The organism is Stenotrophomonas sp. YJH_SMC_80 (genome assembly GCF_059372495.1).
The window spans coordinates 17,781-44,450 of record NZ_JCAFVP010000008.1; the positions used below are offsets into that span (position 1 = coordinate 17,781).

Annotated in this window: 22 protein-coding genes; 16 read left to right on the plus strand and 6 right to left on the minus strand. The window is 67.9% G+C overall.

The genetic code is table 11. The annotated features are described in order from the left end of the window. Positions 1 to 32: 32 nt before the first annotated feature. Positions 33 to 407, minus strand: coding sequence for a MerC domain-containing protein (locus AC5P99_RS13875; protein ID WP_049448807.1), 375 nt, complete (start codon positions 405 to 407; stop codon positions 33 to 35). A gap of 69 nt (positions 408 to 476) precedes the next feature. Between AC5P99_RS13875 and AC5P99_RS13880 the strand changes: the two genes are divergently transcribed. Next, positions 477 to 1,802, plus strand: a complete 1,326-nt coding sequence (locus tag AC5P99_RS13880) for a GTP-binding protein (RefSeq protein WP_495213254.1) — start codon at positions 477 to 479, stop codon at positions 1,800 to 1,802. A 104-nt stretch (positions 1,803 to 1,906) separates the two neighbouring features. On the opposite strand, the gene AC5P99_RS13885 is transcribed toward AC5P99_RS13880, so the two are convergent. Beyond that, the gene (locus tag AC5P99_RS13885; RefSeq protein WP_495213255.1) at positions 1,907 to 3,514 is read right to left on the minus strand and encodes an ATP-binding cassette domain-containing protein; all 1,608 of its coding nucleotides are present in this window, start codon (positions 3,512 to 3,514) and stop codon (positions 1,907 to 1,909) included. A gap of 225 nt (positions 3,515 to 3,739) precedes the next feature. Then, a complete protein-coding gene (locus tag AC5P99_RS13890) occupies positions 3,740 to 4,639 on the minus strand; it encodes a LysR family transcriptional regulator (RefSeq protein WP_005407877.1) in 900 nt (299 codons plus the stop codon). A 229-nt stretch (positions 4,640 to 4,868) separates the two neighbouring features. Here AC5P99_RS13890 and AC5P99_RS13895 point away from each other — a divergent pair, with 229 nt between their 5' ends. Further along, a complete protein-coding gene (locus AC5P99_RS13895) occupies positions 4,869 to 6,047 on the plus strand; it encodes a serine hydrolase domain-containing protein (protein WP_262091229.1) in 1,179 nt (392 codons plus the stop codon). Next, the gene (locus AC5P99_RS13900) at positions 6,044 to 7,228 is read left to right on the plus strand and encodes an MFS transporter (RefSeq protein ID WP_088435669.1); all 1,185 of its coding nucleotides are present in this window, start codon (positions 6,044 to 6,046) and stop codon (positions 7,226 to 7,228) included. Before AC5P99_RS13895 ends, AC5P99_RS13900 begins: the two co-directional genes overlap by 4 nt. A 321-nt stretch (positions 7,229 to 7,549) precedes the next feature. On the opposite strand, the gene AC5P99_RS13905 is transcribed toward AC5P99_RS13900, so the two are convergent. After that, positions 7,550 to 9,166, minus strand: coding sequence for an EAL domain-containing protein (locus AC5P99_RS13905; RefSeq protein WP_005412097.1), 1,617 nt, complete (start codon positions 9,164 to 9,166; stop codon positions 7,550 to 7,552). 230 nt (positions 9,167 to 9,396) lie between these two features. On the opposite strand from AC5P99_RS13905, the gene cycA reads away from it, so the two are divergent. Both cycA and AC5P99_RS13915 read left to right on the plus strand, forming a co-directional pair. Continuing rightward, complete coding sequence (cycA, locus tag AC5P99_RS13910; RefSeq protein WP_495213256.1) at positions 9,397 to 10,770, plus strand: D-serine/D-alanine/glycine transporter; 1,374 nt, start codon at positions 9,397 to 9,399, stop codon at positions 10,768 to 10,770. A gap of 212 nt (positions 10,771 to 10,982) precedes the next feature. After that, positions 10,983 to 11,759, plus strand: coding sequence for a lytic transglycosylase domain-containing protein (locus AC5P99_RS13915; RefSeq protein WP_005407882.1), 777 nt, complete (start codon positions 10,983 to 10,985; stop codon positions 11,757 to 11,759). Positions 11,760 to 11,807: 48 nt separating this feature from the next. On the opposite strand, the gene AC5P99_RS13920 is transcribed toward AC5P99_RS13915, so the two are convergent. Continuing rightward, positions 11,808 to 13,328, minus strand: coding sequence for a tetratricopeptide repeat protein (locus AC5P99_RS13920; RefSeq protein WP_108270576.1), 1,521 nt, complete (start codon positions 13,326 to 13,328; stop codon positions 11,808 to 11,810). 165 nt (positions 13,329 to 13,493) lie between these two features. On the opposite strand from AC5P99_RS13920, the gene AC5P99_RS13925 reads away from it, so the two are divergent. Then, positions 13,494 to 15,575, plus strand: coding sequence for an NHL repeat-containing protein (locus AC5P99_RS13925; protein ID WP_123958186.1), 2,082 nt, complete (start codon positions 13,494 to 13,496; stop codon positions 15,573 to 15,575). Here AC5P99_RS13925 and AC5P99_RS13930 read toward each other — a convergent pair. Next, on the minus strand, positions 15,553 to 15,960 hold the full coding sequence (locus tag AC5P99_RS13930) for a YciI family protein (protein ID WP_010484148.1): 408 nt from the start codon (positions 15,958 to 15,960) through the stop codon (positions 15,553 to 15,555). The genes AC5P99_RS13925 and AC5P99_RS13930 overlap by 23 nt on opposite strands. A 716-nt stretch (positions 15,961 to 16,676) precedes the next feature. On the opposite strand from AC5P99_RS13930, the gene AC5P99_RS13935 reads away from it, so the two are divergent. From AC5P99_RS13935 to AC5P99_RS13980, 10 genes are all read left to right on the plus strand, one after another. Next, the gene (locus AC5P99_RS13935) at positions 16,677 to 17,090 is read left to right on the plus strand and encodes a YciI family protein (protein ID WP_049449785.1); all 414 of its coding nucleotides are present in this window, start codon (positions 16,677 to 16,679) and stop codon (positions 17,088 to 17,090) included. A 67-nt stretch (positions 17,091 to 17,157) separates the two neighbouring features. Then, positions 17,158 to 17,580: a VOC family protein gene (locus AC5P99_RS13940; RefSeq protein ID WP_005407887.1), complete on the plus strand. Its 423-nt coding sequence runs from the start codon at positions 17,158 to 17,160 to the stop codon at positions 17,578 to 17,580. Between the two features lie 38 nt (positions 17,581 to 17,618). Continuing rightward, positions 17,619 to 18,029, plus strand: a complete 411-nt coding sequence (locus tag AC5P99_RS13945) for a VOC family protein (RefSeq protein ID WP_049395630.1) — start codon at positions 17,619 to 17,621, stop codon at positions 18,027 to 18,029. 24 nt (positions 18,030 to 18,053) lie between these two features. Then, positions 18,054 to 18,410: a DUF1428 domain-containing protein gene (locus AC5P99_RS13950; protein WP_005407889.1), complete on the plus strand. Its 357-nt coding sequence runs from the start codon at positions 18,054 to 18,056 to the stop codon at positions 18,408 to 18,410. 45 nt (positions 18,411 to 18,455) lie between these two features. Further along, positions 18,456 to 19,718, plus strand: a complete 1,263-nt coding sequence (locus AC5P99_RS13955; protein WP_049449783.1) for an RNA polymerase sigma factor — start codon at positions 18,456 to 18,458, stop codon at positions 19,716 to 19,718. A gap of 107 nt (positions 19,719 to 19,825) precedes the next feature. Further along, positions 19,826 to 21,022 carry a hypothetical protein gene (locus AC5P99_RS13960; protein ID WP_033833696.1) on the plus strand — a complete coding sequence of 399 codons (1,197 nt, stop codon included), beginning with the start codon at positions 19,826 to 19,828 and terminating at the stop codon, positions 21,020 to 21,022. After that, positions 21,013 to 22,113, plus strand: coding sequence for a hypothetical protein (locus tag AC5P99_RS13965; protein ID WP_005407892.1), 1,101 nt, complete (start codon positions 21,013 to 21,015; stop codon positions 22,111 to 22,113). The genes AC5P99_RS13960 and AC5P99_RS13965 overlap by 10 nt, the downstream gene beginning before the upstream one ends. Positions 22,114 to 22,210: 97 nt before the next feature. Next, on the plus strand, positions 22,211 to 22,888 hold the full coding sequence (locus AC5P99_RS13970) for a hypothetical protein (RefSeq protein WP_012479008.1): 678 nt from the start codon (positions 22,211 to 22,213) through the stop codon (positions 22,886 to 22,888). Between the two features lie 16 nt (positions 22,889 to 22,904). After that, positions 22,905 to 24,551: a CsgG/HfaB family protein gene (locus AC5P99_RS13975; protein WP_495213257.1), complete on the plus strand. Its 1,647-nt coding sequence runs from the start codon at positions 22,905 to 22,907 to the stop codon at positions 24,549 to 24,551. Between the two features lie 336 nt (positions 24,552 to 24,887). Next, entirely contained in the window at positions 24,888 to 26,537 is a 1,650-nt protein-coding gene (locus tag AC5P99_RS13980; RefSeq protein ID WP_049449782.1) for a M28 family metallopeptidase, read from the plus strand. Positions 26,538 to 26,670 lie beyond the last annotated feature (133 nt).

Genomic DNA, 26,670 nt, shown 5'->3' on the forward strand with positions numbered 1-26,670 from the left:
CCGAGCGAAGAGCAGTCGACTAACAGTCGACTCTACCCCGCGTGCCGGTGCCGCGCGTTCCAGATATGCGTTGCGGCCAGCAGCAGGCTGCCGGTGACCGTCATCGGCGTTTCCCAGTCATGTGAGGGCAGCGCAAGCGCGCCGGCCAGCAACAGGCCCAGACCGACGCCAGCGGCGGCCCAGGCCAGCACCGGCAGCGGGTGACGGCGCTCGGCGCGCCATAGCGCGTAGCCGGTCAGTGGCAGGGCGATGGCCACGAACAGCAGGTGCACCCATTCCGCCTCGGCCCAGGTGCCGAACAGGGGAAGCGCGGCGGCCAGCAGGGGCAGCGCCAGGCAATGCAGCAGGCACAGGCTGGACAGGGCGACCGCGCCGGCATCAAGCAGGGCGGCAGAAGGCGACTTCATCGGGGGAGGTTCCTTGCGCAACAAATGTTATACAGTAACATTTCCGTTCCGCAGCCAACCCGCTCCGACATGAACACTGTTTCCCGCGCCGACCGTCGCCTTCCGGTCACCGTGCTGTCCGGCTTCCTCGGGGCCGGCAAGACCACCCTGCTCAACCAGATCCTGCGCAACCGCGAAGGCCTGCGCGTGGCGGTCATCGTCAATGACATGAGCGAGGTCAACATCGATGCGCAGCTGGTGCGCGAAGGTGGCGCCGAGCTGCGCCGCACCGAAGAGACGCTGGTGGAATTCAGCAACGGCTGCATCTGCTGCACGCTGCGCGATGATCTGCTGCAGGAAGTGCGGCGCCTGGCCGATGCGGGTCGCTATGACTACCTGCTGATCGAATCGACGGGCATCGGCGAGCCGATGCCGGTGGCGGCCACCTTCGCGGTGCGCGACGAACATGGCTTCAGCCTGAGCGATATCGCGCGGCTGGACACGATGGTGACGGTGGTCGACGGCAGCGCGTTCCTTGCCGACTTCGGATCGACGTCGCGACTGGCAGAGCGCGGCCAGCAGGCCGGCCCGGAGGATGATCGAGGTGTGGTTGACCTGCTATGCGAGCAGGTCGAGTTCGCCGACGTGATCGTGGTCAGCAAGGTGGACCAGGTGGATGACGAAGTGTTGCAGGACACGCTGGCCGTGCTGCGTGGCCTGAACCGCGACGCGAAGCTGCTGCTGTCCAGCTTCGGCGATGTGCCGCTGGCCGAGCTGCTGGATACCGGTCGCTTCGACATGGAGCGTGCGCAACGTGCGCCGGGCTGGGTGAAGGAACTGCGGGGCGAGCACACACCGGAAACCGAGGAGTACGGCATCGGCAGCTTCGTCTACCGCTCGCGACGTCCGTTCCACCCGGCGCGCTTCGCCCGCGCGCTGCAGTCCGGCATGCCCGGCGTGATCCGCAGCAAAGGCTGGTTCTGGCTGGCCAACCGCATGGACTGGGTGGGTGAGCTGAACACCGTGGGTGCCGCGACGCGGACGCAGGCGGCGGGCTTCTGGTACGCCGCGCGCGATCGCGTGCGTGCGGGCATCGAGGACACCACACCGCTGTTGCCGCGGACACCGCTGCCTTACAGCGACCTGGGATGGGCGCGGCAGCAGGCCGACTGCTGGAGCGCGCCGCCGCCGGGGCCGGAAGAATTCCCGGATTCGGCCGCGCACGCGGCGATGCAACGGCTGTGGCATCCCTTGTGGGGCGACCGTCGCCAGGAACTGGTGGTGATTGGCGTGCACATGGATGAGCGCGCGGTGCGTGCGGAGTTGGATGCGTGCCTGCTCAACGACCAGGAGCTGCGTGCGGGGCCATTGCTGTGGCAGCAGTTGCCGCAGGCGTTCCCGGTGTGGAAGCGTTGACGGTGCATTGAGGATCCATGGGTTGCCGGCCAGCGGCCGGCACTACCCCTGGTCGATACGTCATGCGTGGATGGATGCATGGCGGAGTCGAGCATGGCTTGACTCTACGGACTGTCGCGCCATTGCCAGTGGTTGGCGGTGACCTGCAACACCTGCGTCGGTCGCAATGCCTGCAGCAGGTGCCGGTCGTGGCTCACCATCACCAGCGCGCCCGGCCACGCCGCAAGCAGTTCCTCCAATGCCTGCAATGCGCTCAGATCCAGCGCATTGCCGGGTTCGTCCAACAGCAACAGCTGGGGCGCGGGATCGGCGTACAGCACGCTGGCCAGCGCACCTTTCACGCGTTCGCCATCGCTGAGGCTGTGGGCTGCCCGCTGGATGCGCTGTGCATCCAGCCCGAGCAGGGCCAGCCGCGTGCGCAGCTCGCCTGGGTCCGCGCCCGGGTTGGCGGCCTGCACGGTGTCGAGGATGCTGCGCTCGCCGGACAGCCCCAGCAGCTGCTGGTCGAGCAGGGCCAGTGGCGCATGCCGTTGCACGGCGCCACTGCGTGCAGGCAGCTGGCCGGCCAGCACACGCAGCAGGGTCGATTTGCCGCTGCCGTTGTCACCGACCACGGCGATGCGCTGGCCGCGGCGGATCTCCAGCTGCAACGGTGCACTGCAGCCATGTGGCAGCACCAGCGCCTCGGCCTGTAGCAGGCGCATGCTGCCACGGTCACCCGCACCGGCGAACAGTGCCAGTTCCGGCGCCGCGTGCACCGCCGATGCCGCTGCGCGCAGATGCTCTGCGCGGGCCTGCAGGCGTTCGGCCTGCACCTGTTGTGCGCGGCCGTGGCTGGCCTCGGCGCGCTGCTTCTGCCGGCCGAGCAGGATCGGGGCCTGGTTGGCCTGCTTCGCATCGCGGTTGCCACGCGCCTGGCGTTGTTGTTGCCGTTCGTGCTGTTCGCGCGCGCTGCGTTGCTGCTGGCGGTGCTGGGCGCGCGCATGATCGAGCTGGGCGGCGGCAGCTTCGCGCTCGGCGGCGCGCGCATCGGCATAGTGCTGCCACGGTCCGCCGTAACGATGCAGCCCGCGCCCATCGAGTTCGACGATCTGCTGCATGTGCGCCAGCAGCTCGCGATCATGACTGATCACCAGCAGGCCACCGCGCCACTGCTGCAACTGCTCGTACAGCTGTTGGCGATGGCGTGCATCGAGGTGGTTGCTGGGTTCGTCCAGGATCAGCCAATCGGCACCGCTGGCCCAGGCACCGGACAGCGCGACCTGCATGGCCTGGCCACCACTGAGGCGCGCGGCCGGCTGGGCGGGATCGAGATCGTCGGGCAGTCGAAGCGCCTGCCATTGCTGCTGCAGGCGTTCGCGCAGATCCCAGCGGTCGCCGACGCAGGCGAAGTCGGCCTCGTCCACGCTGCCGGCTTCGATGCGTTGCAGTGCAGCCAGTTCCGCGCCGACGCCGGCCAGTTCACCGACCGTGCCGGCGGGCGGATAGCCGGGCGTCGGCAACAGGAACACGCGGCCACTGCCGCGCACCTGGCCAGTGTCGGGCAGCAACCGTCCGACCAGCAGGCGTGCGAGCACGCTCTTGCCGGCGCCATTGGCACCGACCAGGCCGGTGGCGACCGGTTCGAAGGAAAACGTCAGATCGGAAAACAGCGGGCGGCCGTCGGCCAATCGATACGACACGCGATCGAGCGTGAGGGAATGCGGGGTCATGCGACCTCCATGGATGCCGGGTTCTCCCCTGCGCGCAGGGGCGGGAAGAGTCAGGCCGTCTGGTGGGAAGACGGCGGCATCAATGGCGCATTGGTCGCGAGCCTCTGGGAGGAATGAGCGGCCAGTATAGCGGGGCTGGCTGAATGGTTTGATGGCGCGACTCTACAAAGGCATCCACGCATGGCGTGGAACTACTGTGGGCCGGGCATGGGGTGGATCGATCTCCTACGGCACGGTTTCCAGGCGCGCGCTGACGAAGTCGATGAACACCCGCAGCTTCGGAAGCACGTGGCGGCCGGAGGGCCACAGCAGGTGGAAGATGCCGCAGGAGTGCACGTGCTCGTCCAGAACGGTGACCAGCCGGCCGTCGGCCAGTGCATCGCGCACCGAGTGCACGGGCACGAAGGCCAGGCCGATGTCACGCAGGGCCAATGCCACGCGCGCTTCGATGGTGTTGGCCACCATGTGCACCGGCAGCTCCTGCGGTGTTTCATGGTCGGGCCAGTGGATCGGCCACAGTTCCAGCTTGCCGGTACTGGGGAAGCGATAGTGCAGCAGCGTGTGCTGCATCAGATCGGCCGGTGTGCGCGGCGTGCCACGCCGCTGCAGGTAGGCGGGTGAGGCGACGATGCGGCGTGGAAATACGCCCAGGCGTCGTGCGTTCATGCGTGAGTCGCTGGGCTCGCCGACGCGCAGCACGGCATCGAATCCTTCCTCGATGACGTCGACCAGCCGATCGCTGAAATCGAGGTCGAGGCGGATATCGGGATAGGCCGCCATGAACTCGGCCATCAGCGGCAGGGTCAGGTCGCCCACCAACGGCAGGCCGATGCGCAGCGTGCCGCGAGGCGTGGCGTGCGGCTGTGCCAGCTCGGTGCGTGCGGCATCGCGCTCGTCGAGGATGCGCCGGCAGCGCGCCAGGAACAGCTGGCCCTCGGCGGTGAGGGTGATGCTGCGCGTGCTGCGGTGGAACAGGCGCACGCCCAGCGCATGCTCCAGGCGGGCAACGCATTTGCCAGCGGCCGAGGCCGAGATGCCCTGCAGGCGCCCGGTCTCGACGAAGCTGCGGGTATCGGCCGCGTGCACGAAGGTCTGCAGGTTGGCGAGGTTGTCCAGGACTGACATGGGCGTGTGGGCGATGAAAGCGGCAGGGTAGGTCGGCGCGGCCGTAGTGGACGGCTCCGCCATCGCAACACTGTGGTGCGGGGTGGCGTTGGGACCGTTGCGGCCTTGCAGTTCCGGCCATCATGCCGATTGCGGACTGCACGGTCCATGATGCCCGGAGCGGCAACCGGCTTTTTGCGCTGCGCCGTGCTGCCTAACGTGGCGGGCCTCTCCCCCACGGATTCCCGCGATGAATGCCGCTCCTTCCCTTGAACCCACGCCGACACTGCCATCGGTGCAGCGGCTGCTGCAGCAGGTGCACCCGCAGCGCCTGGTCGGTGCGGTGGTGCTGGTGCGCGAGCACGGTGTGCTGCGCCACGCCAGCGCGACCGGGCTGGCCGATCGCGAGACGGCCACGCCGATGCAGCGCGACCAGTTGTTCCGGCTGGCATCGGTCAGCAAGCCGCTGCTGACCACGGTGATCCTGCGCCTGGTAGCAGAGGGCGTGCTCGACCTCGATATGCCGGTGCAGCGCTGGCTGCCGGACTTCCGCCCGGCACTGGCCGACGGCAGCACGCCGCCGATCAGCCTGCGCCAACTGCTCAGCCACAGTAGCGGGTTGGGCTATCGCTTCCTCGAAGCCGATGCCGACGGCCCGTATGCGCGCGCTGGGGTCAGCGATGGCCTGGATGCGAACCCGCTCTCCCTGGCCGACAACGTGCGCCGCATCGCGCAGGCGCCACTGCTGTTCGCGCCGGGCAGCCAATGGCTCTACTCGCTGGGCGTGGACGTTGCCGGTGCCGTTGCCGAAGCAGCGACGGGTGAAACGCTGCAGGCACTGTACGAGCGCTTGCTGGCCGCACCGCTGGGCCTGCGCGACACCGCCTTTGCTGCGCGCAACGCGGCACGCTTGGCCACCCCCTATGTAAGCGACGCGCCGCAGCCGCATCGCCTGCAGGAAGGCGAGGTGGTCGCTCCGTTCGAGGGTACGGTCGGCATCGAATACAGCCTCGCGCGCGCCACCGATGCCAGCCGTTTCCCCTCGGCCGGGGCCGGCCTGGTCGGTACCGCCGATGACGTGATGGCGGTGCTGGAAGCCTTGCGTGATGTGCAGCGTTCAGGCCTGCTGCCGCCCGCACTGGCAGCGGAGATGACCAGCCCGCAGGTCGGCGAGCAGGGACCGCCGGAACCGGCCGGCTGGGGCTTCGGCCTGGGCTTTGCGGTGCTGCGCGATGCGGCCGCAAGCGGCACGCCGCAGAACGCAGGTACATGGCGTTGGGGCGGTGCCTACGGGCACAGCTGGTTTGTCGATCCTGTGCGTGGGCTGAGCGTGGTGGCGCTGACCAACACCCTGTACGAAGGCATGGACGGTGCCTTCGTCGATCAACTGCGCGATGCGGTGTATGCCGATGTGGGGACCGTGCGATGAGCGGCCATGCCATCGATGCAGCCAGCCCCGCCGGTGAAGCCACGCGCCTGCCGTGGGCCGGCCTGCTGGCATTGGCCGGTGGCGGCTTCATCACTCTGCTGACCGAGACCCTGCCGGCCGGTGTACTGCGGCCGATGGGCGACAGCCTCGGTGTGAGTGATGCGGCGGTCGGCCAGCTGGTCAGCGTGTACGCACTGGGCTCGGTGATGGCCGCCTTGCCGATGACCGCGCTGACCCAGCGCCTGCCGCGACGCCCCTTGCTGCTCGCTGCGATTGCCGGCTTCGTGCTGGTCAACACGCTGACCGCACTGAGCAGCAGCTATCCGCTGATCCTGGCCGCGCGTTTCCTGGCCGGCGTGAGTGGTGGCCTGCTGTGGTCGCTGGTGGCCGGTTACGCCGCGCGCATGGTGGTGCCGTCGCTGCAGGGCCGGGCAATCGCGGTGGCGATGGTCGGATCGCCGTTGGCGCTGTCACTGGGCGTACCGGCGGGCACCTTGCTGGGCCAGCAGATCGGCTGGCGTTGGGCGTTCGCGCTGATGAGCGTGCTGGGCGTGGGGCTGCTGGCGTATGCGCGTTGGGCACTGCCGGCCTTGCCCGCCGCCGGTGCTGGCCGGCGCATACCGCTGGGCACGGTGTGGCGCATGCCGGGCGTGCGCAGTGCACTGCTGGTGATGGTGCTGTACGTGCTGGCGCACAACGTGCTCTACACCTACATCGAACCGCTGGCGGTGGAGGCCGGCGCCGGCCCGTGGCTGGACCGCCTGCTGCTGGCCTTTGGCGTGGCCGCCATCGCCGGCATCGGCATTGCCGGCTGGGGCGTGGACCGTCATCTGCGCACGCTGGTGTGGGCGGCGGTGATCGGCTTCATCGTGCCGGTGCTGGCGCTGCTGCTGTGGCCGGGCGACGCGACCGCGCTGCTGCTGGCCACGATCCTGTGGGGCGTGGCCTTCGGTGCGGTGCCTACGTTGTTCCAGACCGCATTGGCACGGCGTGCGGGTGCCGCCGCGGATCTGGCGCAGTCGATGCTGGTGACCGGCTGGAACCTCGCCATCGCCGCCGGAGGCGTTGCAGGGGGTGTGCTGCTGCAGGCGGGCGGCCCGAACCAGTTGGGATGGCTGCCGTTGCTGCTGCTGGCGCTGAGCGTGGCGTGGCTGCTGGCACGGCCGAAGGCCTGGGCGTAGGCCCAGAGCAAACGTTACGGAGGTGCCGGCCAGCGGCCGGCACTACCGTGGTCCCCGCCATCCACGCATGGCGTGGATCCACCGAGCGCAGCGACCCGCGTTTGCCTTTGCTTTTGCCTTCTTCCGTTGATTCCGTGGCGGGACGCCGCCGGAACCTGTCAGAGGCCGGGACGGTCGGGTTCGCGGGGGTGCCCGCGGCATGGATGCCGCGGCCAAGCCCCCACGGACGGGTTTACGGCGTCCCCCGCGAACCCGACCGTCCCGGCCAGCCCTGGGATAGCAATACGCGACCCGCCACGAGGGGCTCCGCCGTTCGCCGTCCTACTCCACTCCCTCACGCTCGATCGGCACGCTGCGCGGATTCTGCATGTGCTCCCGCGCCGCGCCATAGCGCTGCTGCCGCTTGTGATGGAACGCCACGAACTCATCCCGTGGCAGCGGCCGCGAGAACAGCCAGCCCTGCGCGAACTCGACCTTCCGGGTATGCAGGTACGCCAGCTGTGCCTCGGTTTCCACGCCCTCGGCCACCACCCACAGGCCCAGCTCCTTGGCCATGTCGATGATGTGCGGCGTCACCGGGCTGGTCGCGCTCTCGGTGCCGATCGCATCGATGAACGACTTGTCGATCTTCAGCGCATCCAGTGGCAGCTGCTCCAGGTACTGCAGGCTGGAGAAGCCGACGCCGAAATCATCAATGGCCACGCTGTGCCCGGCCCGACGTGCCTGTGCCAGCATCGTGCGGGCGCGGTCCAGATCGAGGAAACCGCGTTCGGTGGCTTCCATCCAGATCTGCTGCGGCAGGATGCCGCTGCCGGCCATGTGCTTGGAGATCATCTTCAGCGCACGGCCGCTGCTGATGTCTTCGGCGGCCAGGTTGATCGCAATGTGCGCGCTGCGGTCGGCCACCAGCAGTTCGCGCATGTCGCGCACCACGTTCTCGATCACCAGATCGGTGACTGCGGCGATCATGCCGGCCTCTTCGGCCAGCGGAATGAACAGGTCCGGCCGCACCTGGGTGCCATCCGGGCGCTGCCAGCGTACCAGCGCCTCGGCGCCGACGCAGATGCCGGTATCCAGTTCGATGATGGGTTGATAGTGCAGGTACAGCTCGCGGCGGCGGATCGCCGTGGCCAGCTCGCCGCGCAGGGACAGGCGGCGACGCGACAGCCAGATCACCAGGCCGGCACCGATGGCGGCCAGCAGAACGCCGATCGGCACGAACAGCCAGGCCTGCTGGCGGAAGGTCGCGGCAAGCGCGGTACGCGGCGTGGTTGCGATCGCCAGCCACTCTTCGTTGCGCGCGGTGGCGTACAGGGTGTTGTGGTCCAGGCCCTCACCGGGCGCGCGCAGCAGGGTCTCCAGCAATGCCGGATCCATGCCGTCCTGCCTGGCCAGGAGGCGGCCGTCCGGGCTGGCCAGGGCAAGGCGCACGTTCGGGTCGGCGATGACATCGACGAAGCGGCGCGGATCGACCAGCACGTCGTAGTTGCCATACAGGATCGACAGGACCTGGCGCCGTCCGCTTGCCTCGGGGCGCACATCCACGGCGATGCCGGCGCCATCACTGGTGACGTGGTCGGACCTGGGCTGGTTGACGTCGGACAGGAACGGGCCCCACGACGTGCAGCGCAGCTTGCCACCCTCGAAGTAGCCCATCTGGTCGACCGACGGCGAGGTCATCACCAGCGTCTGCATGCGCCGGATGTGGTCCGGCCCGCACGGATCGTAGGCGCCGGCCTCGGCGGACTTCAACGCGGCCAGCGCTTCCAGGTAGGACTGGTCGGCGCGGCGCAGGGTGCGGCCGGCGATGTCGCGCAGGCGCTGCTGCTCGACACTGACCGCACGGTCCCAGGTGGCATAGGCCATCACCGCGATCGGCACGGCTGCGGCCAGCAGCGCCAGTGCGGTGCCGCCGATGATCACGCGCAGCCGGCTCATGGCCGGGGCTCCAGCGGGGCGGGCAGGGCAGGGCGCATGGTCGGGCCGATCCTTGGGCAGGTGTGGCTATCTGAGCATGGCGCCGGGCCGGGCGGAATGGGATGAATCCGGTATTCGGTCACATTGTGATGAAAGCGGCCAAGTTTGACGGGATTGGCCCATCCGACGCTGGCGCTCCGGCCTGCGGAGGACTACCGTCGAACGCTTCGCCCGCCCTTTTGCCCGCGCCCATGACCGAGCCCGCAACGCCCCCCGAGCACCTGCGCCGCAGCCTGTCCAACCGCCACCTGCAACTGATCGCCATCGGCGGTGCCATCGGTACCGGCCTGTTCATGGGGTCGGGCAAGACCATCAGCCTGGCCGGCCCGTCCATCGTCTTCGTTTACCTGATCATCGGCGCGATGCTGTTCTTCGTGATGCGCGCGATGGGCGAGCTGCTGCTGTCCAACCTGCAGTACAAATCCTTCATCGATTTCTCCACCGACCTGCTCGGCCCCTGGGCCGGCTTCTTCTGTGGATGGACGTACTGGTTCTGCTGGATCGTCACCGCCATCGCCGATGTGATCGCCATTGCCGCCTACGCGCAGTTCTGGTTCCCCGGGCTTGACGCCTGGAAACCGGCGCTCGCGTGCGTGATGCTGCTGCTGTCGCTGAACCTGGTGACGGTGAAGCTGTTCGGCGAGATGGAATTCTGGTTCGCGCTGATCAAGATCGTGGCGATCTGCGCGCTGATCATTACCGGCGCCGGGCTGGTGGCGTGGGGCTTCACTTCACCCAGCGGCCACACCGCGTCGCTGTCGAACCTGTGGAATGACGGCGGCATGTTCCCGATGGGCCTGGTCGGTTTCTTCGCCGGCTTCCAGATTGCGGTGTTCGCCTTCGTCGGCATCGAGCTGGTCGGCACCACCGCCGCCGAAACCGCCGACCCCGAGCGCAACCTGCCCAAGGCGATCAACTCGATCCCGGTGCGCATCATCATCTTCTACGTGCTGGCGCTGATCGCGATCATGGCCGTCACCCCGTGGCGCCAGGTGGTGCCGGACAAGAGCCCGTTCGTGCAGCTGTTCGTGCTCGCCGGCATCCCTGCCGCCGCCAGCCTGATCAATTTCGTGGTGCTGACCTCGGCCACGTCCTCGGCCAACAGCGGCATCTTCTCCACCAGCCGCATGCTGTACGGCCTGGCCGAAGAGGGCCACGCCCCGCGCGGGTTGTCGAAGTTGTCACGCGCCGCCGTGCCCGCCCGTGGCCTGCTGTTCTCGTGCCTGTGCCTGCTCGGTGGCACGCTGCTGATCTACCTGATTCCGAACCTGGTGACCGCCTTCACCCTGGTGACGACGCTGGCCACGGTGCTGTTCATCTTCGTCTGGTCGCTGATTCTGGTGGCCTACATGGCCTATCGCCGTCGCTACCCGGAGCGTCACGCTGCCTCGATCTTCAAGATGCCCGGCGGTGTTGCCATGTGCTGGGCCTGCCTGGTGTTCTTCGCCGCCGTGCTGGTGCTGCTGAGCCTGCAGGACGACACCCGCCAGGCGTTGATCGCCAGCCCGGCGTGGTTCGTGCTGCTGGGCGTGGGGTATTGGGTGCGCCGCAGGACCGCGAAATGACCGGGGATGCGGGGGCGGCAAGGCCGAAATCGGGAACGTCGGAAGCGTCGACTGTTAGTCGACTGCTCTCCCGTGGGCTTCCGGAAAACCCCGCGCTGCGCGCGATAGTCGACTGACAGTCGACTCTACCGGCGCCGGCGCCGGCGCGGGTGCAGCCCTGCCGGCCCCCATTCACCCAACATTAGCGGGCGCGGCCGGATGATCCGACCGCCATGCCCCGTCACCCTCTCCTGCTTGCGCTGTTGCTGCTGCCCAGCCTGTGGCCCGGGCTGGCCGCCGCGCGCACCGTCTACCGCTGCGTGCAGGGCAACACCGTCAGCCTGGCCACCGCGCCGGAACCCGGTTCACGCTGCACCCCGAAGGAAATCGACGACAACGCCATCCAGACCCCGAACCTGTGGGGCAACATGGGCGTATTCAGCGGCGTGCTGTACGAGCGCGAGCAGGATGGCGCGCTGGTCTACTCCACCCGCAACCTGCCCGGCTCGCGGGTGTTCCTGAAGTTCACAGTGGCCACGCCGCCGGGCGAACCTGCCCACGAAGGCCTGGGCAAGGTCGGCAAGCCGCAGTTGGCGCAGCACGCCAAGCAGTTCAAGGCCGCGGCCAAGGCCACGGGTGTCGATGACGCATGGCTGCGCGCGATTGCCCATGCCGAAAGCAACTTCGATGCGCTGGCGGTCTCGACCAAGGGCGCACAGGGCGTGATGCAGTTGATGCCGGAGACCGCACAGGAATATGGCGTGCGCGATCCGTTCTCGCCGCAGCAGTCGATCGAGGGCGGCGCGCGCTACATGCGCGCGCTGCTGCGCCGCTACAACGGCGATCGCCCGTTGGCGGCGGCCGCCTACAACGCGGGCATCGGTGCAGTCACCCGCTACAAGGGCGTGCCGCCCTACGCCGAAACCCTGGCCTATGTGGACAAGGTGATGGCCCTGTATGCACGCTACCGCGAAGCGATGGGCATCCGTACCGAGGTGCCAGCCCGCTAGGCGGAAGGTGTAGTGCCGAGCCCACGCTCGGCGCCACAGAAAATCGGCTCAGCGCGAAGTGGAAGCGCTGACCAGGTCGTAGCGCTCAATGCGGCCGACGCGTGCCACCTCGGCCTGCACGTCGGCGCGCTGCTTCAGCGCACGCCAGGCCGCATCGATCTTCACGTCACCGGGCAGCGAGGGGTAGGTGCGCATGTCCTGCAGGGAGGCCAGCGCCTCGCCACGGTCGGTGGGGGAGCGCAGCTGTTCGATCAGCACTGCGGCTGCGCCGTCCAGGTTGCCTTCGTCCAGCAGCATCTCGCGATGGAACAGGCGTGCGTCGTCGCGCTGGGCAAGGATCACCGAGCGGGCGGCTTCCACTGCCTGGGCATCGCCGCGTTCGCGGGCGGCAGCGAACTGCAGCAGTGCCTGGGCCGCCTTGCCGTAACCGGCCAGGCCTGGCATGTCATTCACTGCGGCAGCAGCGTCCTGCATGCGGCCCAGCGAACTGAGCACGAAGCCGACGTTGAACTGGTGCTCGGCACCATCCGGGCCCAGCGCACCGATGCGTGCGGCCAGCCTGGCTGTGGCCAGCGCATCGTCGGTACGGCCCAACCGGCGCAGCGCCGTAAGCCGGCTGTTGAGCAGCCATGCCACCCATTCGGCTTCCGTCGCCGAGGGCGACTCACCTTCGGCCGCCGCACCGGCCATGCCATCGGTCAGTGCCAGCACTTCCTCGTTGCGGTCCAGCATCAGCAGCGTACTGCTGAACTCGGCCATGCGTGCGTCCAGCGCCCGGTCGAGCAGGCCGGAGACCCGCAGTTCGTCGAGGTGTTTCTGTGCAGCCTGCACCGGATCGAAGCGGGCATCGGCGCGGTCGACATAGCGATCAAACCGCTTGTCACTGCGCAGGCGGATGATCTCGGCGGGGCCGGTGATGCGCGCCAGCGTGGCGGGAATCCTGTCGCCACGGCCGTTGTCGGCCTGCAGCGTGGCCAGCGCCAGCCACAGCCCGGTGGGTTCCAGGCCGCCGCTCTTCCAGCCGTTGTCGAACAGCGCCTGCAGCAGTTCCATGCGCTGCTGGGGCTGGTCCCGCAGGCGGAACTGCAGGTAGTTGATCGCGTGGTGGTCCACCGGCAACGGCGCGTCGGCATGCTTCAGCGCCTGCACCAGGTGCTTCGTGGCAGGTGCCGGTTGGTTCTCGGACAGTTCCACCGAGACCAGGGTCAGCAGGATCTGCGCGTCGTCCGGCAGTGCTTCCTGTGCGCGCTGCAGGTAGCGGCGCGCCTGGTCCGGCTTCTTCTGCACCATTGCGGTCCAGCCGGCCACCTGCGCGGCGCGGCCGCGGTGTTCGGCATCGAAGTCATCCAGCATCGGATCTTCCATCAGCCGTTCCATCGCGATCAGCGCACCCAGCGTGTTGCCACTGCGCGACTGCTGGATGGCTTCATCCCATCGCGTGGCATAGGCCTGGTGCATCGCATCGGCGGTGACGGACGGCTTCTGCGGCACCACCGTGATCGAAGCAGTGGCGGATGTGCTGGCCAATGCGGCAAACAGCAGGGCGGCGACGGTGAGGATGCGGGGCATGGAGGATTTCCATCCGTGGGAACCGCATTGAACCCGCTGCAGCCAGCGAGAACAAGCGCGATGGATGGAACTCTGGCGTTTGACCGCACGATTGGCCATGGCGGATCGTGCGTTCAGCGACTATTGTCGGTGCCTCTTCAGACAGCAGGCAGGCAGCGCAGCACGATGGCACGGTGGCAATGGATGGCGGCAGGCGTAGCATTGGCGACGGTAGTGGCATTGGCCGCAACCTGGTGGGAGACACCGCTGCATACGCTGGGTGAACCGGCGGGTCCGGTTCCAACGCCGCTGGCGTGGACCGCGCAGATCGAACCGCTGGCCGGCGATGGCCACCCGGGTGACCGCGATGGCGCGTCCGCGCAGGCACGTTTCGCCGATCCGTACGCGTTGCTGCGCAGTGCCGATGGCAGCGTCTATTTCACCGATGCCGGTGACAACAACCGGATCCGCCGCCGCTTGCCCGATGGCCGCGTTGAAACGGTGGCCGGGCAGGGCGAGGGACGCGTTGATGGCCCGGCACTGCAGGCCAGTTTCAATACGCCTTCGGGCATTGCCGCCGACGCGCAGGGCAACCTGTATGTGGCCGACACCGGCAACCATGCCATCCGCCGCATCGGCATCGATGGCCAGGTGACCACGCTGGCCGGTGGTGAACAGGGCCACGCCGATGGCCCTGCCGCGCAGGCACGCTTCGATGCGCCGATGGGCATCGCAGTGGATGCGCAGGGCCAGGTCTACGTGGCCGATACCTTCAATGACCGCATCCGGGTGATCGGTACTGATGGCAACGTGCGCACCCTGGCCGGCGGCGATCGGCCCGGCCTGGCCGATGGCACGGGCGCCACTGCGCGCTTCGATACGCCGGTGGCGCTGGCCTTCGATGCGCAGGGCGCGCTGCTGGTGGCCGACCTTTTCAACAACGCGGTGCGCCGCGTAGGCGCCGACGGCACGGTGAGCACCGTGGTCGCCGCCGGTGGCGTGATCAATGGGCCGCTGTCGCTGGCCACCACGCACGACGGTGTGCTGTACGTGGGCGATCTTGATGGCCGCATCGTGCAGGTGACGCCGCAGGGCCACCAGATCGCGCTGGTCGGCAATGGCCGCCTGCCGCGCCTGGCCCGCCCGAGCGGGTTGGCGCTGGATGCCGATGGCAGCGTGCTGGTGGCCGACGCCGCCAGCTACCGCCTGCATCGCCTGCGCCCGCTGCCGGTGGGCGAACTGCCGGCACCGGCACTGGTCGGCCCGGCTGCCGATGCGGCGTTGCCGGAGACGGGCGGTCGCTGGCCGCTGGCACCGCAGGACGGTTGGCATGAAGTGGTCGGTACGTTGGGTGAGGTGCGCGGCAACTTCACCGGCGAGAGCCGCCACCACCTGCATGGCGGTTTCGACGTGCGCGGTGATGTGGGCCAGACCGTACTGGCGATTGCCGAGGGCAAGATCAGCAGCCCGGTGGCCGCCTGGAACCTGGGCGAGCAGGCCGAGGGCCTGGCCGTGGACCGCCTCAAGTACATCCACATGCGGGTCGGCCGCACCCCGCGCGATGAGCCCTACGATGCGCGCTGGCAGGCGTTGTATGACGAGCAGGGCAAGCTGGAGCGGATGCGCGTGCGCCGCGGCATGCGCATCCACGTCGGCGACCGCCTGGGCAGCATCAACAACCAGGCGCACGTGCACCTGGCCGTGGGCACCGGTGGTTTCGAGACCAATGCCGTGGCGCTGGGCTTCCACAACTACGCCGACCACTTCGCACCGCGCATCACCGATGTGGCGCTGCTGGACGACAACGACCAGCCGATGGCCGCCGGCAGCGATGGCGTGGTGATGGTGGCGCGCCAGGGCCGCGGCGTGCAGATCGTGATCGAGGCCTGGGACCAGGTCGACAACAACCTGCCGCGTCGTCGCCTGGGCATGTACCAGGTGGGCTACCAGATCCTCGATGCCGGCGGACAGCCGCTGCAGGGTTACGAGCAGCCGCGCTGGAACATCGTGTTCAACCGCATGCCGCCGCAGAAGGAAGCGGTGCGCGTGGCCTACGCACCGGACAGCGGTATCACGGTGCATGGCAGTGCGGTGACCCGGTTCCGTTACCTGGCCACCAACACCGTGCGTGATGGCCTGATGGAGACCGGGCGCTGGCAGCCGGCGGCGCTGCCGCCGGGCGAGTACATCGTGCGCGCCAGCGTGCGCGACTACAGCGGTAACGAAGGCGTGGGCCCGCGCGAGCTCAGGGTACGGCTGCTGCCATAGCCGCAGCCGGGGCGCCGCAGCGCTCGCGCTCGGCGTCCATGTCTTCCAGCGGCCGCACCTCGATGCTGCCGAAGCGCGCCCACGGGAAGTCGCGGGCGATGCGCATGGCTTCGTCGCGGTCGCGGGCGACGATCAGGTTGAAGCCGGCCAGCAGTTCACGGGTTTCGGCGAACGGGCCATCCAGTACACGGCTGTGGCCATCACGCACGCGCAGGGTCTGCGCGGTGTCGACCGGCTGCAGTTTCTGCGCGGCCAGCAGCGTGCCCTCGGCCTGCAGTTTGTCTGCGTGGGCCAGGCAGTCGCGCATCAGCGCATTGAATTCTTCGATGGGTAGGGCCTGCAGCAGGGCAGGCTCGATGTAGATCAGAAGCAGGTACTGCTGCATGGCACGGTCCTGGCGGGGGCGGAGTGTCCATGATCGCGCAGGTTTGCGCGTGGGCATGTTGCAGCGCGGGAGGCGGCGCCTTCGGCGGGGATCGGCGAACGGCGGAGCCCCTCCGTGGTGGCGCTACAGCGTGATTCTTGGGCTTGGCCGGGTGGGTAGGCGGGTCGGGGGACGCCGTAAACCCGTCCATGGGGGCTTGGCCGCGGCATCCATGCCGCGGACACCCCCGCCCCGCCTACCCACCCGGCCTTGGACAGATCTCTGCAGCTGATCCACCACGGAAAATCACAAACAAGAGCAAAAGCGGGTCGCTTCGCTCGCAAAGCCGAGGCCGCCAGCCAATCGCCGTTGTTTTTGCTTTTGCTTTTGCCTTTTTTCTTGATCTTCCCGTGGTGCGTGCCGGAGGCAGGAAACTGTCCAAGGCCGGGTGGGGAGGCAGGGCAGGGGCGTGAGCCGCATGGATGCGGCGACCGAGCTTACATGGACGTACTTGCAGCGTCCCCTGCCCTGCCTCCCCACCCGGCCAAACCCATGAACCCGAGCTTTCAGCGACCAACCCAACCCCACCACGGAGGGGCTCCGCCGTTCGCCGACCCTCGCCGAAGGCACGCTTTCCGCGCAAGAAAAAAATTTCCAACAGACGTGTCGATTCCCAGCCCCCTGGTTCGTTGTACCCAGTGAAGGGCACGCACCACGCGTCCCCACGGGAGACCGCAATGAAAGTGATGGTGATCGTGAAGGCCAACGCCGACTCCGAAGCCGGCCGCATGCCCAGCGAACAGGAACTGTCCGAAATGGGCGCCTTCAACGAGCAACTCGTGGCCGCCGGCATCATGCTCGCCGGTGAAGGCCTGCACGCCACCCAGCGCGGTCGCCGCATTCACTTCGGCAGCGGCGCACCCAGGGTCGAGGCCGGTCCGTTCGGCCCCGCCGGCGACCAGATCGCCGGCTTCTGGCTGTGGGACGTGCGCTCGCTGGAGGAGGCCGTTGAATGGGCCAGCCGTGCGCCGTTCAACAGTGGCGGCACGCTGGAGCTGCGTCCGCTGATTTCAGCCGAAGACTTCGGTGAAGCCTTCACCCCCGACTTACAGCAGCAGGAACAGCGTCTGCGTGCACAGCTGGAAGGTTGACCCGATTCATCTCCCTGCCGGGCCCGACCCGGCACTACTGCCCTGAACCGCACAACGGAGTATTGCCATGAAACTGATTCCCTTCCTCGGCTTCAGCGGCCAGGCCCATGAGGCGATGGCGTTCTACGCCAAGGCACTGGGTGGCCAGGTCACCTCGGAAATGAAGTACCGCGACATGCCGCCCTCCGATGGGTCGCCCGGCTGCAACGAGATGCCGCCGGAAACCCTGGACCACGTCGCGCACAGCCAGCTGGAAATCGGCAGCGCCATCGTGATGGCGGCCGACGGTCCCGGCGGTGGCGAGGGTGGTTCGACCACCATCAATGTCGACGTCGACAGCATCGAGGAAGCCGAGCGCGTGTTCGCGGCGCTGGCCGAAGGTGGCCAGGTGCAGATGCCGATCGCTGAAACGTTCTGGGCGCACCGCTGGGGCATGCTGATCGACCGCTACGGCAAGCCGTGGATGGTCAACTGCATGAAGCAACCCTGATTCCTCTCTCTCTCTTTCATCCACAAGGAGCTTCACCGATGAGTGCACCGCAACCGCAGATGATCTTCGTCAACCTGCCTGTGCAGGATCTCAACGCATCCAAGGCCTTCTTCGCCGCGCTGGGCTACAGCTTCAACCCGACCTTCACCAATGACGATGCGGCCTGCATGGTCATCAGCGAGAGCATCTTCGTGATGCTGCTGACCCAGCCGTTCTTCAAGCAGTTCACCAACAAGGCGATTGCCGATGCGCACAGCCACACCGAGGTGATCACCTGCCTGTCGGCCGACAGCCGCAAGGCGGTGGACGTGATGGTGGACAAGGCGCTTGCGGCGGGGGCCAGCGAACCGCAGCCGGCGCGCGACTACGGCTTCATGTACCAGCGCGGCTTCCAGGACCTGGATGGCCATCTCTGGGAAATCGCACACATGGACGGCGAGCCGGGCTGACGGCCGCCGCAAGGGAGAACCCTCATGGCTTACGTGGATGCTTACGTGCTGCCGTGCCCACAGGACAAGGTGGCGGCCTACCGCCGCCTTGCCCGCAAGGCCGGTGCGGTGTGGAAGGACCATGGCGCGCTGCAGTACATGGAATGCGTGGCTGACGATGTGGAACCGGGCAAGAGCACCTCGTTCCCGCGTGCGGTCAAGGCAAAGCCCGGCGAAACGGTGATCGTCGCCTTCGTGGTGTTCCGTTCGCGCGCGGCGCGCGACCGCATCAACGCCAGGGTAATGGCCGACCCGCGGCTGGCGTCGCTGGGCCCGAAGGACATGCCGTTCGATACCAGGCGCATGTTCTGGGGTGGCTTCAAGCCGATTGTTGAAGCGTGAGCTGCGGCGCTTGTGCGGGCCGGGCGTGCGTGCTGTGATCGGCGCATGCCCGATCCCGCACTGACGCAGCGTCTGGAAACCCTCTGGCGGATGGAATCGCCGGTGTTGATCGCGCGCCTGGCGCGGCTGCTCGGGGGCGATGTCGGCCGTGCCGAGGAGCTGGCCCAGGACACCTGGCTGGCCGCGCTGGAGCGCTGGCCGGAACAGGGCATCCCGGACAACCCCGGAGCCTGGCTGATGACCACTGCGCGCAACCGTGCCATTGATGTGCTGCGCCAGCACCAGCGGGTGGCGCAGCAGCATGCGCAGTGGGGCGAGGAACTGCACCCAGCGGCGCTGCCGGCACCGGATGACAGCCAGGCGCTGGAGGATGACCTGGGTGACGATCTGCTGCGGTTGATGTTCGTGGCCTGCCATCCGGTGCTGCCGGCCGATGCGCGGGTGGCACTGACCCTGCGCCTGCTCGGTGGCCTGACCACCGTCGAGATCGCACGTGCGTTCCTGCAGCCCGAGCCGACCATCGCCCAGCGCATCGTGCGCGCCAAGCGCACCTTGGCGCAGAAGCAGGTGCCCTATGAGGTGCCGCGCGCGGACGCGATGCCCGAGCGACTGGCTTCGGTGCTGGAGGCGATCTACCTGGTCTTCAATGAAGGTTACGCGGCCAGCGCCGGCGATGACTGGATGCGTCCGGCGCTGTGCGAGGAGGCACTGCGGCTCGCGCGCATCCTGGCGCACCGGCTGCCGGTGCCGCCGGTGCTGGGTCTGCTGGCACTGATGGAACTGCAGGCATCGCGTGCTGCGGCACGGACCGACGCGCAGGGCGCGCCGGTGCTGCTGGACCAGCAGAACCGCGCGCGCTGGGACTGGCTGCAGATCGAACGCGGGCAGCAGGTGCTGGCCCGCGCGCTGGCCGCCGGTGGTGCTGATGATCCCTATGTACTGCAGGCGCGCATCGCCGCCTGCCATGCGGCTGCGCGTCGGGCTGAAGCCACCGACTGGCCACGTATCGCTTCGCTCTATACCCGGTTGCTGCAGGTGATGCCTTCGCCGGTTGTCGCTTTGAATCGGGTCGTGGCGGTGCTGCGCAGCGAGGGCGCGTTCGCTGCGTGGGCACAACTGCAGCCGCTGCTGGTGGATGCACGCCTGCGCGACTATGCCCCTCTGGAGGTCGTCCGCGCGGAGATACTACAGGCGCTGGGGCGCGACCTCGACGCACGTCAGGCTTTTGCCGAAGCCGCCAGACTCAGCCAGAACCAGGCGGAGCGGGGCCTGCTGCGCCAACGGGCCGGACTGCCGCCCCAGGAGTGACTGCGACGAACGCAGCACTTGTCGGCAGGCGCCTGAGCGGCTATGTTTCGCGCCCAGCGGACGCATCAGCGTCCGCATTCCGTGCGTATTGACCGAGGAGCGGTTGGATGTATTCAAGGACGAAGAGCGCATCGCGCGCTTTTGCGCGCCTGCTTGCCTGTGCCCTGTGCCTGGCCGTGTGGCCGATGGCTGCGCAGGCGGCTGACAAATCGCAGCAGGCCTACTGGGCCGGTTTTGCCTATACCGCGGATGCCGCTGCCGTGCAGGCGACCACGCCGCATGCGCATGCCGTGCTGGAAAAGCGCGGCCTGATCCCGCTGAACCAGACCCTGGCGCAGGCGCTCAAGCGCCGGCCGCCGGCGAACCTGGAGCTGATCGACCAGCCGGTGGCGATGCTCGACGGCACCACCAGCGCGACGGTGCTGGCCGCCGCACTGGACCGCGAACTGGTCTCGGTCGAGCCGATCGGCAACCAGTACAAAGTGCTGGTGGAAGTGGCCCTGCAGGCACTGTTCTTCGATTTCCGCGAGCGCCAGGTGATCGCGTCCTATCCGCTGACCCTGCAGCGCATCGACGTGCAGGATTACCGGCCGGACAACGACGATATCGACGCGATCGTCGCCGATCTGCTGTACGGCAGCGCCGATACCAGCCTGTCGCAGGTGCTGGCCGCCAGTCTCGCCCAGGCCAAGCTGCCCGATGCCGCCGTGCGTCGCCTGCAGGTCGGTGGCGTAACCCTGTCCGACGCGGTCCGCGCCAAGCTGCCCGACCCGAAGTGGGAAACCCCGCTGCGCGCCACGCTGGCCCATGAACTGTCCAAGACGCTGTCGTCCAATACCGGCGTCGGCCTGCTGCCGCCGGCCTCGGGCCAGGCGATCGGTGGTGCGATGGCCGCCCGCTTTGCCGACGGCAAGGTCTACCAGCTGAAGATCCCCGAGCCGGACTACGTCATCACTGTGCAGGTCGATGCGCTGAAGAATGGCGTCATCAATGAAACCCCGGCGATGAAGACGATGCTGTTCGGCGCATTCTTCACCGCCAAAGTGACCGAACCGTTCTCCGGCAAGGTCTATTTCGAACAGCCGCTGCGCAAGGGCGCCACCAAGGTGGTGCCGGTGACGCAGTGGCAGGTCGACCAGTGGTCGGCCAGCTACGAAACCCTGCTGGCCGGCTTCGATGCCTTCGCCGGCGCCGCCGCCAAGCGTGCCGATTCGCGCGCATGGCTGGACGAACAGAAGCCGGGCGGCCGCCCGTTGCAGCAGCAGACCCAAGCCCTCCAGGAGTTGATCAAGTCATGTCGTTGATGCGTACCATCCTGCTCATCCTCATCGCGCTGGTGGTGGCCTCGCCGGTCGCCGCGCAGACCGCGAGTTCGCGCGGTACCGGTTCGGCCAGCTACGGCCTGCGCCTGAGCGCCGACACCCGCGCCCAGGCCCTGAACAAGGCCAAGGTCAATGCACTGGAGGCGTACATCGCTGAAACCGGTGCGGCCAAGCTGCGCCTGTTCGAAGCCCGCCGCGCCGAGTTCATCGGCGAGATCGACCGTTATGTGCTCAGCGCCGTGCCGCTGTCGGACACCGAAGACAAGAAGGCCAAGACCTACACCGTCACCGTCCGCGCCGAGATCAACACCACGCTGCTGCAGACCAAGCTGGATGCAGGTTCGGCCGTGGCCGGTGCCACCGCCGCGCAGCGTTCGCTGCTGACCTTCCTGTTCATGGCACGCTCGCAGGACACCGTGCAGTCGTTCCAGGACAAGGAATACCGCCGCGTCGACGCCAGCAGCAGCTACAGCGAGAACACCCGTGAAGGCGACAGCTTCCGCGGCAACTCGGTCAGCACCAACGGCAGCATCAACCAGAACGGTTCGGTGTCGGTCACCAGCGGTGGCAGCACCACCCAGCGCAGCGACAACATCAGCTGGAAGGTGGCCAACGCCGCTGAAGTGAACACCGCGATGACCGGTGCCTTCAGCGCCGCCGGCTACGAAGTGGTTGAAGCCGAGTACGTGGAAGGCGAATCGCGCGGCCTGCTGAGCATCGAGCGCATCCGCAAGGACTTCAGCACCGGCAACGACCTGTCTGCCGCCACCCTGCGCGATACCGCCAACGGCATCCGTGCGGCCAACATACCTTACATCGCCGTCGGTACCCTCGACGTCGGCATGCGCGACCGCGATCCGGCCAGCGGCAACACCCGCGTGTTCGTCACGGTCACCGGCAAGGTGCTGGACGTGACCGGTCGTTTCCCGCGCACCGTGTCGTCGGTGGGCCCGGTGCAGTTCTCCGGCACCGGCCCGAATGAAACCGTGGCCCGTACCAATGCCCTGCAGCTGGCTGCCGAGAAGGCCGCCCAGCAGATGATCAACGAACTGAACGTCAAGGCAGTCCGCTGATCCGCCACCCGGTGGGTGCCGAGCTCGCTCGGCATCGCGCTGGGGTTGCCGATTCCCACGTGCCGCTTCGCGGCCGTCTCTCCCAAAGGACCCTCATATGATCCGCAATACCGCTCTTGTCGTGGCCATCGCTGCCGCCACCCTGTCGATGCCGGCCCACGCGGGCCTGGGCAAGCTGAAGGACCTGGCCGGTGCCGCCACCGGCACCTCCAGCAGCAGCGCCTCCAGCGCCGCCGCTCCGGACGAAGCCGCGCAGGAAGCGCTGGTGCGTCGTTTCGTCAGCTCGCAGTCGCACTCGCTGCAGGCACAGACCTCGTTCGCCCGTGCCTTCGGCCTGGCCGAGCAGGTGCAGCTGCTGGAAGCCGAGCGCCAGGCGCTGTCGTCGGGTTCGGTCAGCGTCGATGCGATGAAGAAGTCGGTGTCGGTCAGCGAAGCTGCGCAGGCCGCGATCAACGAGCGCCAGGCCGCTCAGCCGGAACTGAACGCTGAATCCAAGCAGCACTACGCCGAAGGCCTGGTCTCGCTGCTGGCGTCGGCAGCCGAAGCACAGAAGCTGGGCGGCGAAGCCAGCAGCTTCACCGCCGGCATGAAGAACCTGGGCGCGACCCAGCTGGCCACCGTTGGCCGCAAGCTGGCAGCGGGCGCATGGGTGGCCAAGGAATCGCCGGGCTTCATCCAGGGCTTGTACGGTTCGACCAAGTCGGCCGTGACCTTCGCCAGGAAGAGCAAGGTGAAGGTGCCGTCCAACGCCGACTCGATGCTCGACTCGATCTGATCCGAGGCGAATCTCCATGCGTATGACAACCCGTTTGATCGGCCTGGGCCTGGCCGCCGCGCTGCTTGCAGCCTGCGGCAAGCAGGACACCCCGGCCGCCGCGCCCGCCAAGGACAAGGCAACCAGTGCACTGGCCAGCAATGCGCCAGTGGAAGCAGCGCCCCTGCGTGGCACGCCGGATTTCGGCGGCACCACCCAGGTCGCGCGCGAAGCCGACGGCATCGGCAGCACCCCGGAACTGGCGGTGCTGGCGGCGCTGCAGTCGGCCGTGGCGCAGGTCAACGGCGTACGCGTGGCCAGCCAGATGCAGGGCCTGCGCGCAGGCCTGCATGTGGATGTGGATGGCGAACACGTCGGCGATATCCGCGCCGACGCGTTCACCCAGCAGATGATCGCCGGCTCGCAGGGCGCGGTGCTGGGCTATGAAATCCTGTCGCAGGATGAAGTGCGGCAGCTGGACGAGGAAACCATCGCCCGCGTGCGCGCCAGCGATGAAGGCTGGAGCTTCAAGGGCTCGGCGTCGGCCACTGCGTCCGGCGAAGCCTCGGCCAAGAGCGGTTCGGCCTCGGCCAGCGTCAGGGAAAGCTACGACGAGAAGGTCAGCGTCGATGCCAAGCGTGGTGCAAGCTCGTTCGATTCCGACGTGACCCACCGCAGCATGCGCAGCTACTGGAAGGTGCGCGTGCGTGCACAGATCGCCCAGTACCGCGCACCGGACGAGCAGGGCAAGCCGAAGATCGTGGTTGCACTGCCGCGCACCAAGGCCGGCAGCTACGCCGTAGGCGATGGCCGCGTGGATGCCGATGAAGTGGCCGACGCGATCCGTGCGCGCCTGTCCGACACGCTGACCCAGACCCAGCGCTTCATCGTGCTGGACCGCGAGTTCGGCGACGAACTGCAGGCCGAGATCAACCACATCAACAGCGGCAACGTGCGCCTGCAGGACACCGCGCGCGTGGGCCAGCAGCTGGCGACCGATCTGATCCTGATACCGACCATCGAACGCTTCGAGTACCCGCGCAGCGTGCGCAACCTGCGCATGTCCGACCGCCAGGTGACCTCGTACTCCGGTGGCGGCCGCATCACCCTGCGCCTGATCAACGCCACCACCGGCCAGGTGGTGATGTCCGACAGCTTCGACCACCAGCTGGCCTCGACCGGCCCCAGCACCCTGCCGCGCGTGGTCAACGGCCGCAACATGGCCGCGGCGATGATGGAATCGCTGTCGGGCCAGATCGGCACCAGCATCGTCACCACGCTGTTTCCGGTGTCGGTGGTCTCGGTGGACGGTGACCAGGTGGTGCTGAGCCAGGGCGGTGACACCGTGCAGGCCGGCCAGCGCTGGCAGGCCGTGCGCCTGGGCGAAGAACTGAAGGACCCGCAGACCGGCCGCTCGCTGGGCCGCAGCGAACACCCGTGCTGCACCATCCGCATCGACCGCGTCGCTGCACAGACCTCGTACGGCACCATCGAAGACGGCGTCGACGCGATGCGCGGCGGTTTCCGTCCGGGCCAGATCGAGCTGCGCCAGAAGCTGGGCAGCAAGCCGGCTGCCGCCGCCGCAGGCGCGACTGCCTCGGCCGCTCCCGCAGCTGCCGCACGCCCGGCCGCCAAGCCGAAGCCCAAGCCCGCTGCCGCGCCGGCCGAAGACCCGAACTGGTAACAGGCTCAAGCAACACACCGATGGGGTCAGAGCCCTTTCCCGCCGGGAAAGGGATCTGACCCCTTCGTGTTTTCCATGCGTGTCGACCAAGGTCGACACCTACCAACAGCACCGGGAAGCTGTCGAAGGCGGGGTGGGTCCGGTTGCGGGGGTGTCCGCGGCATGGATGCCGCGGCCAAGCCCCCAAGGACGGGTTTACGGCGTCCCCCGCAACCGGACCCACCCCGCCGTCCCACCGAATGCCTGCTTCTGCTGTTGCTCTGGCATCGGCAGGTGCAGGGCGCAGCCCTGCCGAATCCCATTACACTCCAGAAGGATTTCCTGCTGGAGAGAGCAATGAAACGAGTAGCACTGGGCCTGCTGGCCCTGTCGGTGTCGAGCGCACTGATGGCGGCGACCCCGAAATTCGATGGCGCGCGGATCTCCGCCGACGTCAAGGAACTGGCCTCCGACGCCTACGAAGGCCGCTCCCCGGCCACCGCCGGCGAAGAAAAGACCATCGCCTTCCTCAGCAAGCAGTTCGCCGACGCCGGCCTGCAGCCGGGCGGTGACCTCAAGGACGGCAAGCGCCTGTGGACCCAGGCCGTGCCGCTGCGCAAGGGGGACATCGTCGGCGCGCCGCAGTTGGCATTGCACCAGGGCGGCAAGACCCTGCCGCTGGAACAGGGCAAGCAGATTGCCGTGCGCGCCGCCATGAACGGGGCCAGCAACGTCGACATCAGCAAGGCCCCGCTGGTGTTCCTCGGTTACGGCGTGAAGGCCCCGGAGCGCAACTGGGACGACTTCAAGGGCGTGGACCTGAAGGGCAAGATCGCCGTCGTGCTGATCAACGACCCGGACTTCGAGACCGGCCAGGGTGACTTCGACGGCAAGGGCATGACCTACTACGGCCGTTGGACCTACAAGTACGAAGAAGGCGCCCGCCAGGGCGCGCTGGGCGTGCTGATCGTGCACGAGACTGCACCGGCGTCGTATGGCTGGGCCACCGTGGCCGGCTCCAACACCAACACCATGTTCGATGTGGTGCGCGACAACCCGGCCGACAGCCACCCGCTGCTGGAAGGCTGGATCCAGCGCGACCTGGCCGTGGAGCTGTTCCGCTCGGCCGGGCAGGATTTCGAGGCGCTGAAGAAGAAGGCGCAGCAGCGCGACTTCACCCCGGTGCCGCTGACCGGCGCCAGCCTGGACGCGAAGTACGCGGTGAAGACCGAAGTGATCACCTCGCACAACGTGGCCGCACGCCTGGAAGGCAGCCGCCACCCGGACGAGACCATCGTCTACAGCGCGCACTGGGACCACATCGGCGTGGGCGAGCCCGACGCACGTGGCGACCGCATCTTCAATGGCGCACTGGACAACGCCAGCGGCACCGCCTCGCTGATCGAACTGGCCCGCGGCTTCGCCAAGGCCAAGCGTCCGGAGAGGTCAGTGCTGTTCCTGGCGGTCACCGCCGAGGAAAAGGGCTTGCTGGGTTCGGAGTACTACGCCACCCATCCGCTGTATCCGCTGGAAAAGACCGTGGCGGTGATCAACATGGACGGCATGGCGCCGTTCGGGCCGTCGCGTGACTTCGGCATCTACGGTGCCGCGCGTTTCGAGCTGCTGGACCAGCTGAAGGACGTGGCCAAAGGCTGGGATATCCGCTACACGCCGGACCCGAAGCCGGAAGCCGGCCTGTTCTTCCGCTCCGATCACTTCCCATTCGCCAAGCGTGGCGTTCCGGCACTGTCGTGGTCGGCCGGCCAGGACTGGGTGGACGGTGGCGTGGCCGCAGGCAAGAAGGCCTCCGAGGACTACACCGCCAAGCGCTACCACCAGCAGGGCGACGAATGGCAGCCGGACTGGGTGTTCGCCGGTGCCGCCCGCGACCTGGAAGTGCTGTACACGCTGGGCAACCAGCTGGCCAACACGCGCAGCTGGCCGAACTGGAGCAAGGACGAATCGTTCCGCGCCGTGCGTGACGCCAGCGCCGACCAGCGCAAGTAAGGGCATGCGCCGGGTTCGCCCGGCGCCTCCCGGGTAGTGCCGGCCGCTGGCCGGCATCCCTGTGATGCATGCGGAGATGGTGGGGAGCCGGCCAGCGGCCGGCACTACCAGATGGCTTTCCATCCCCACTTTT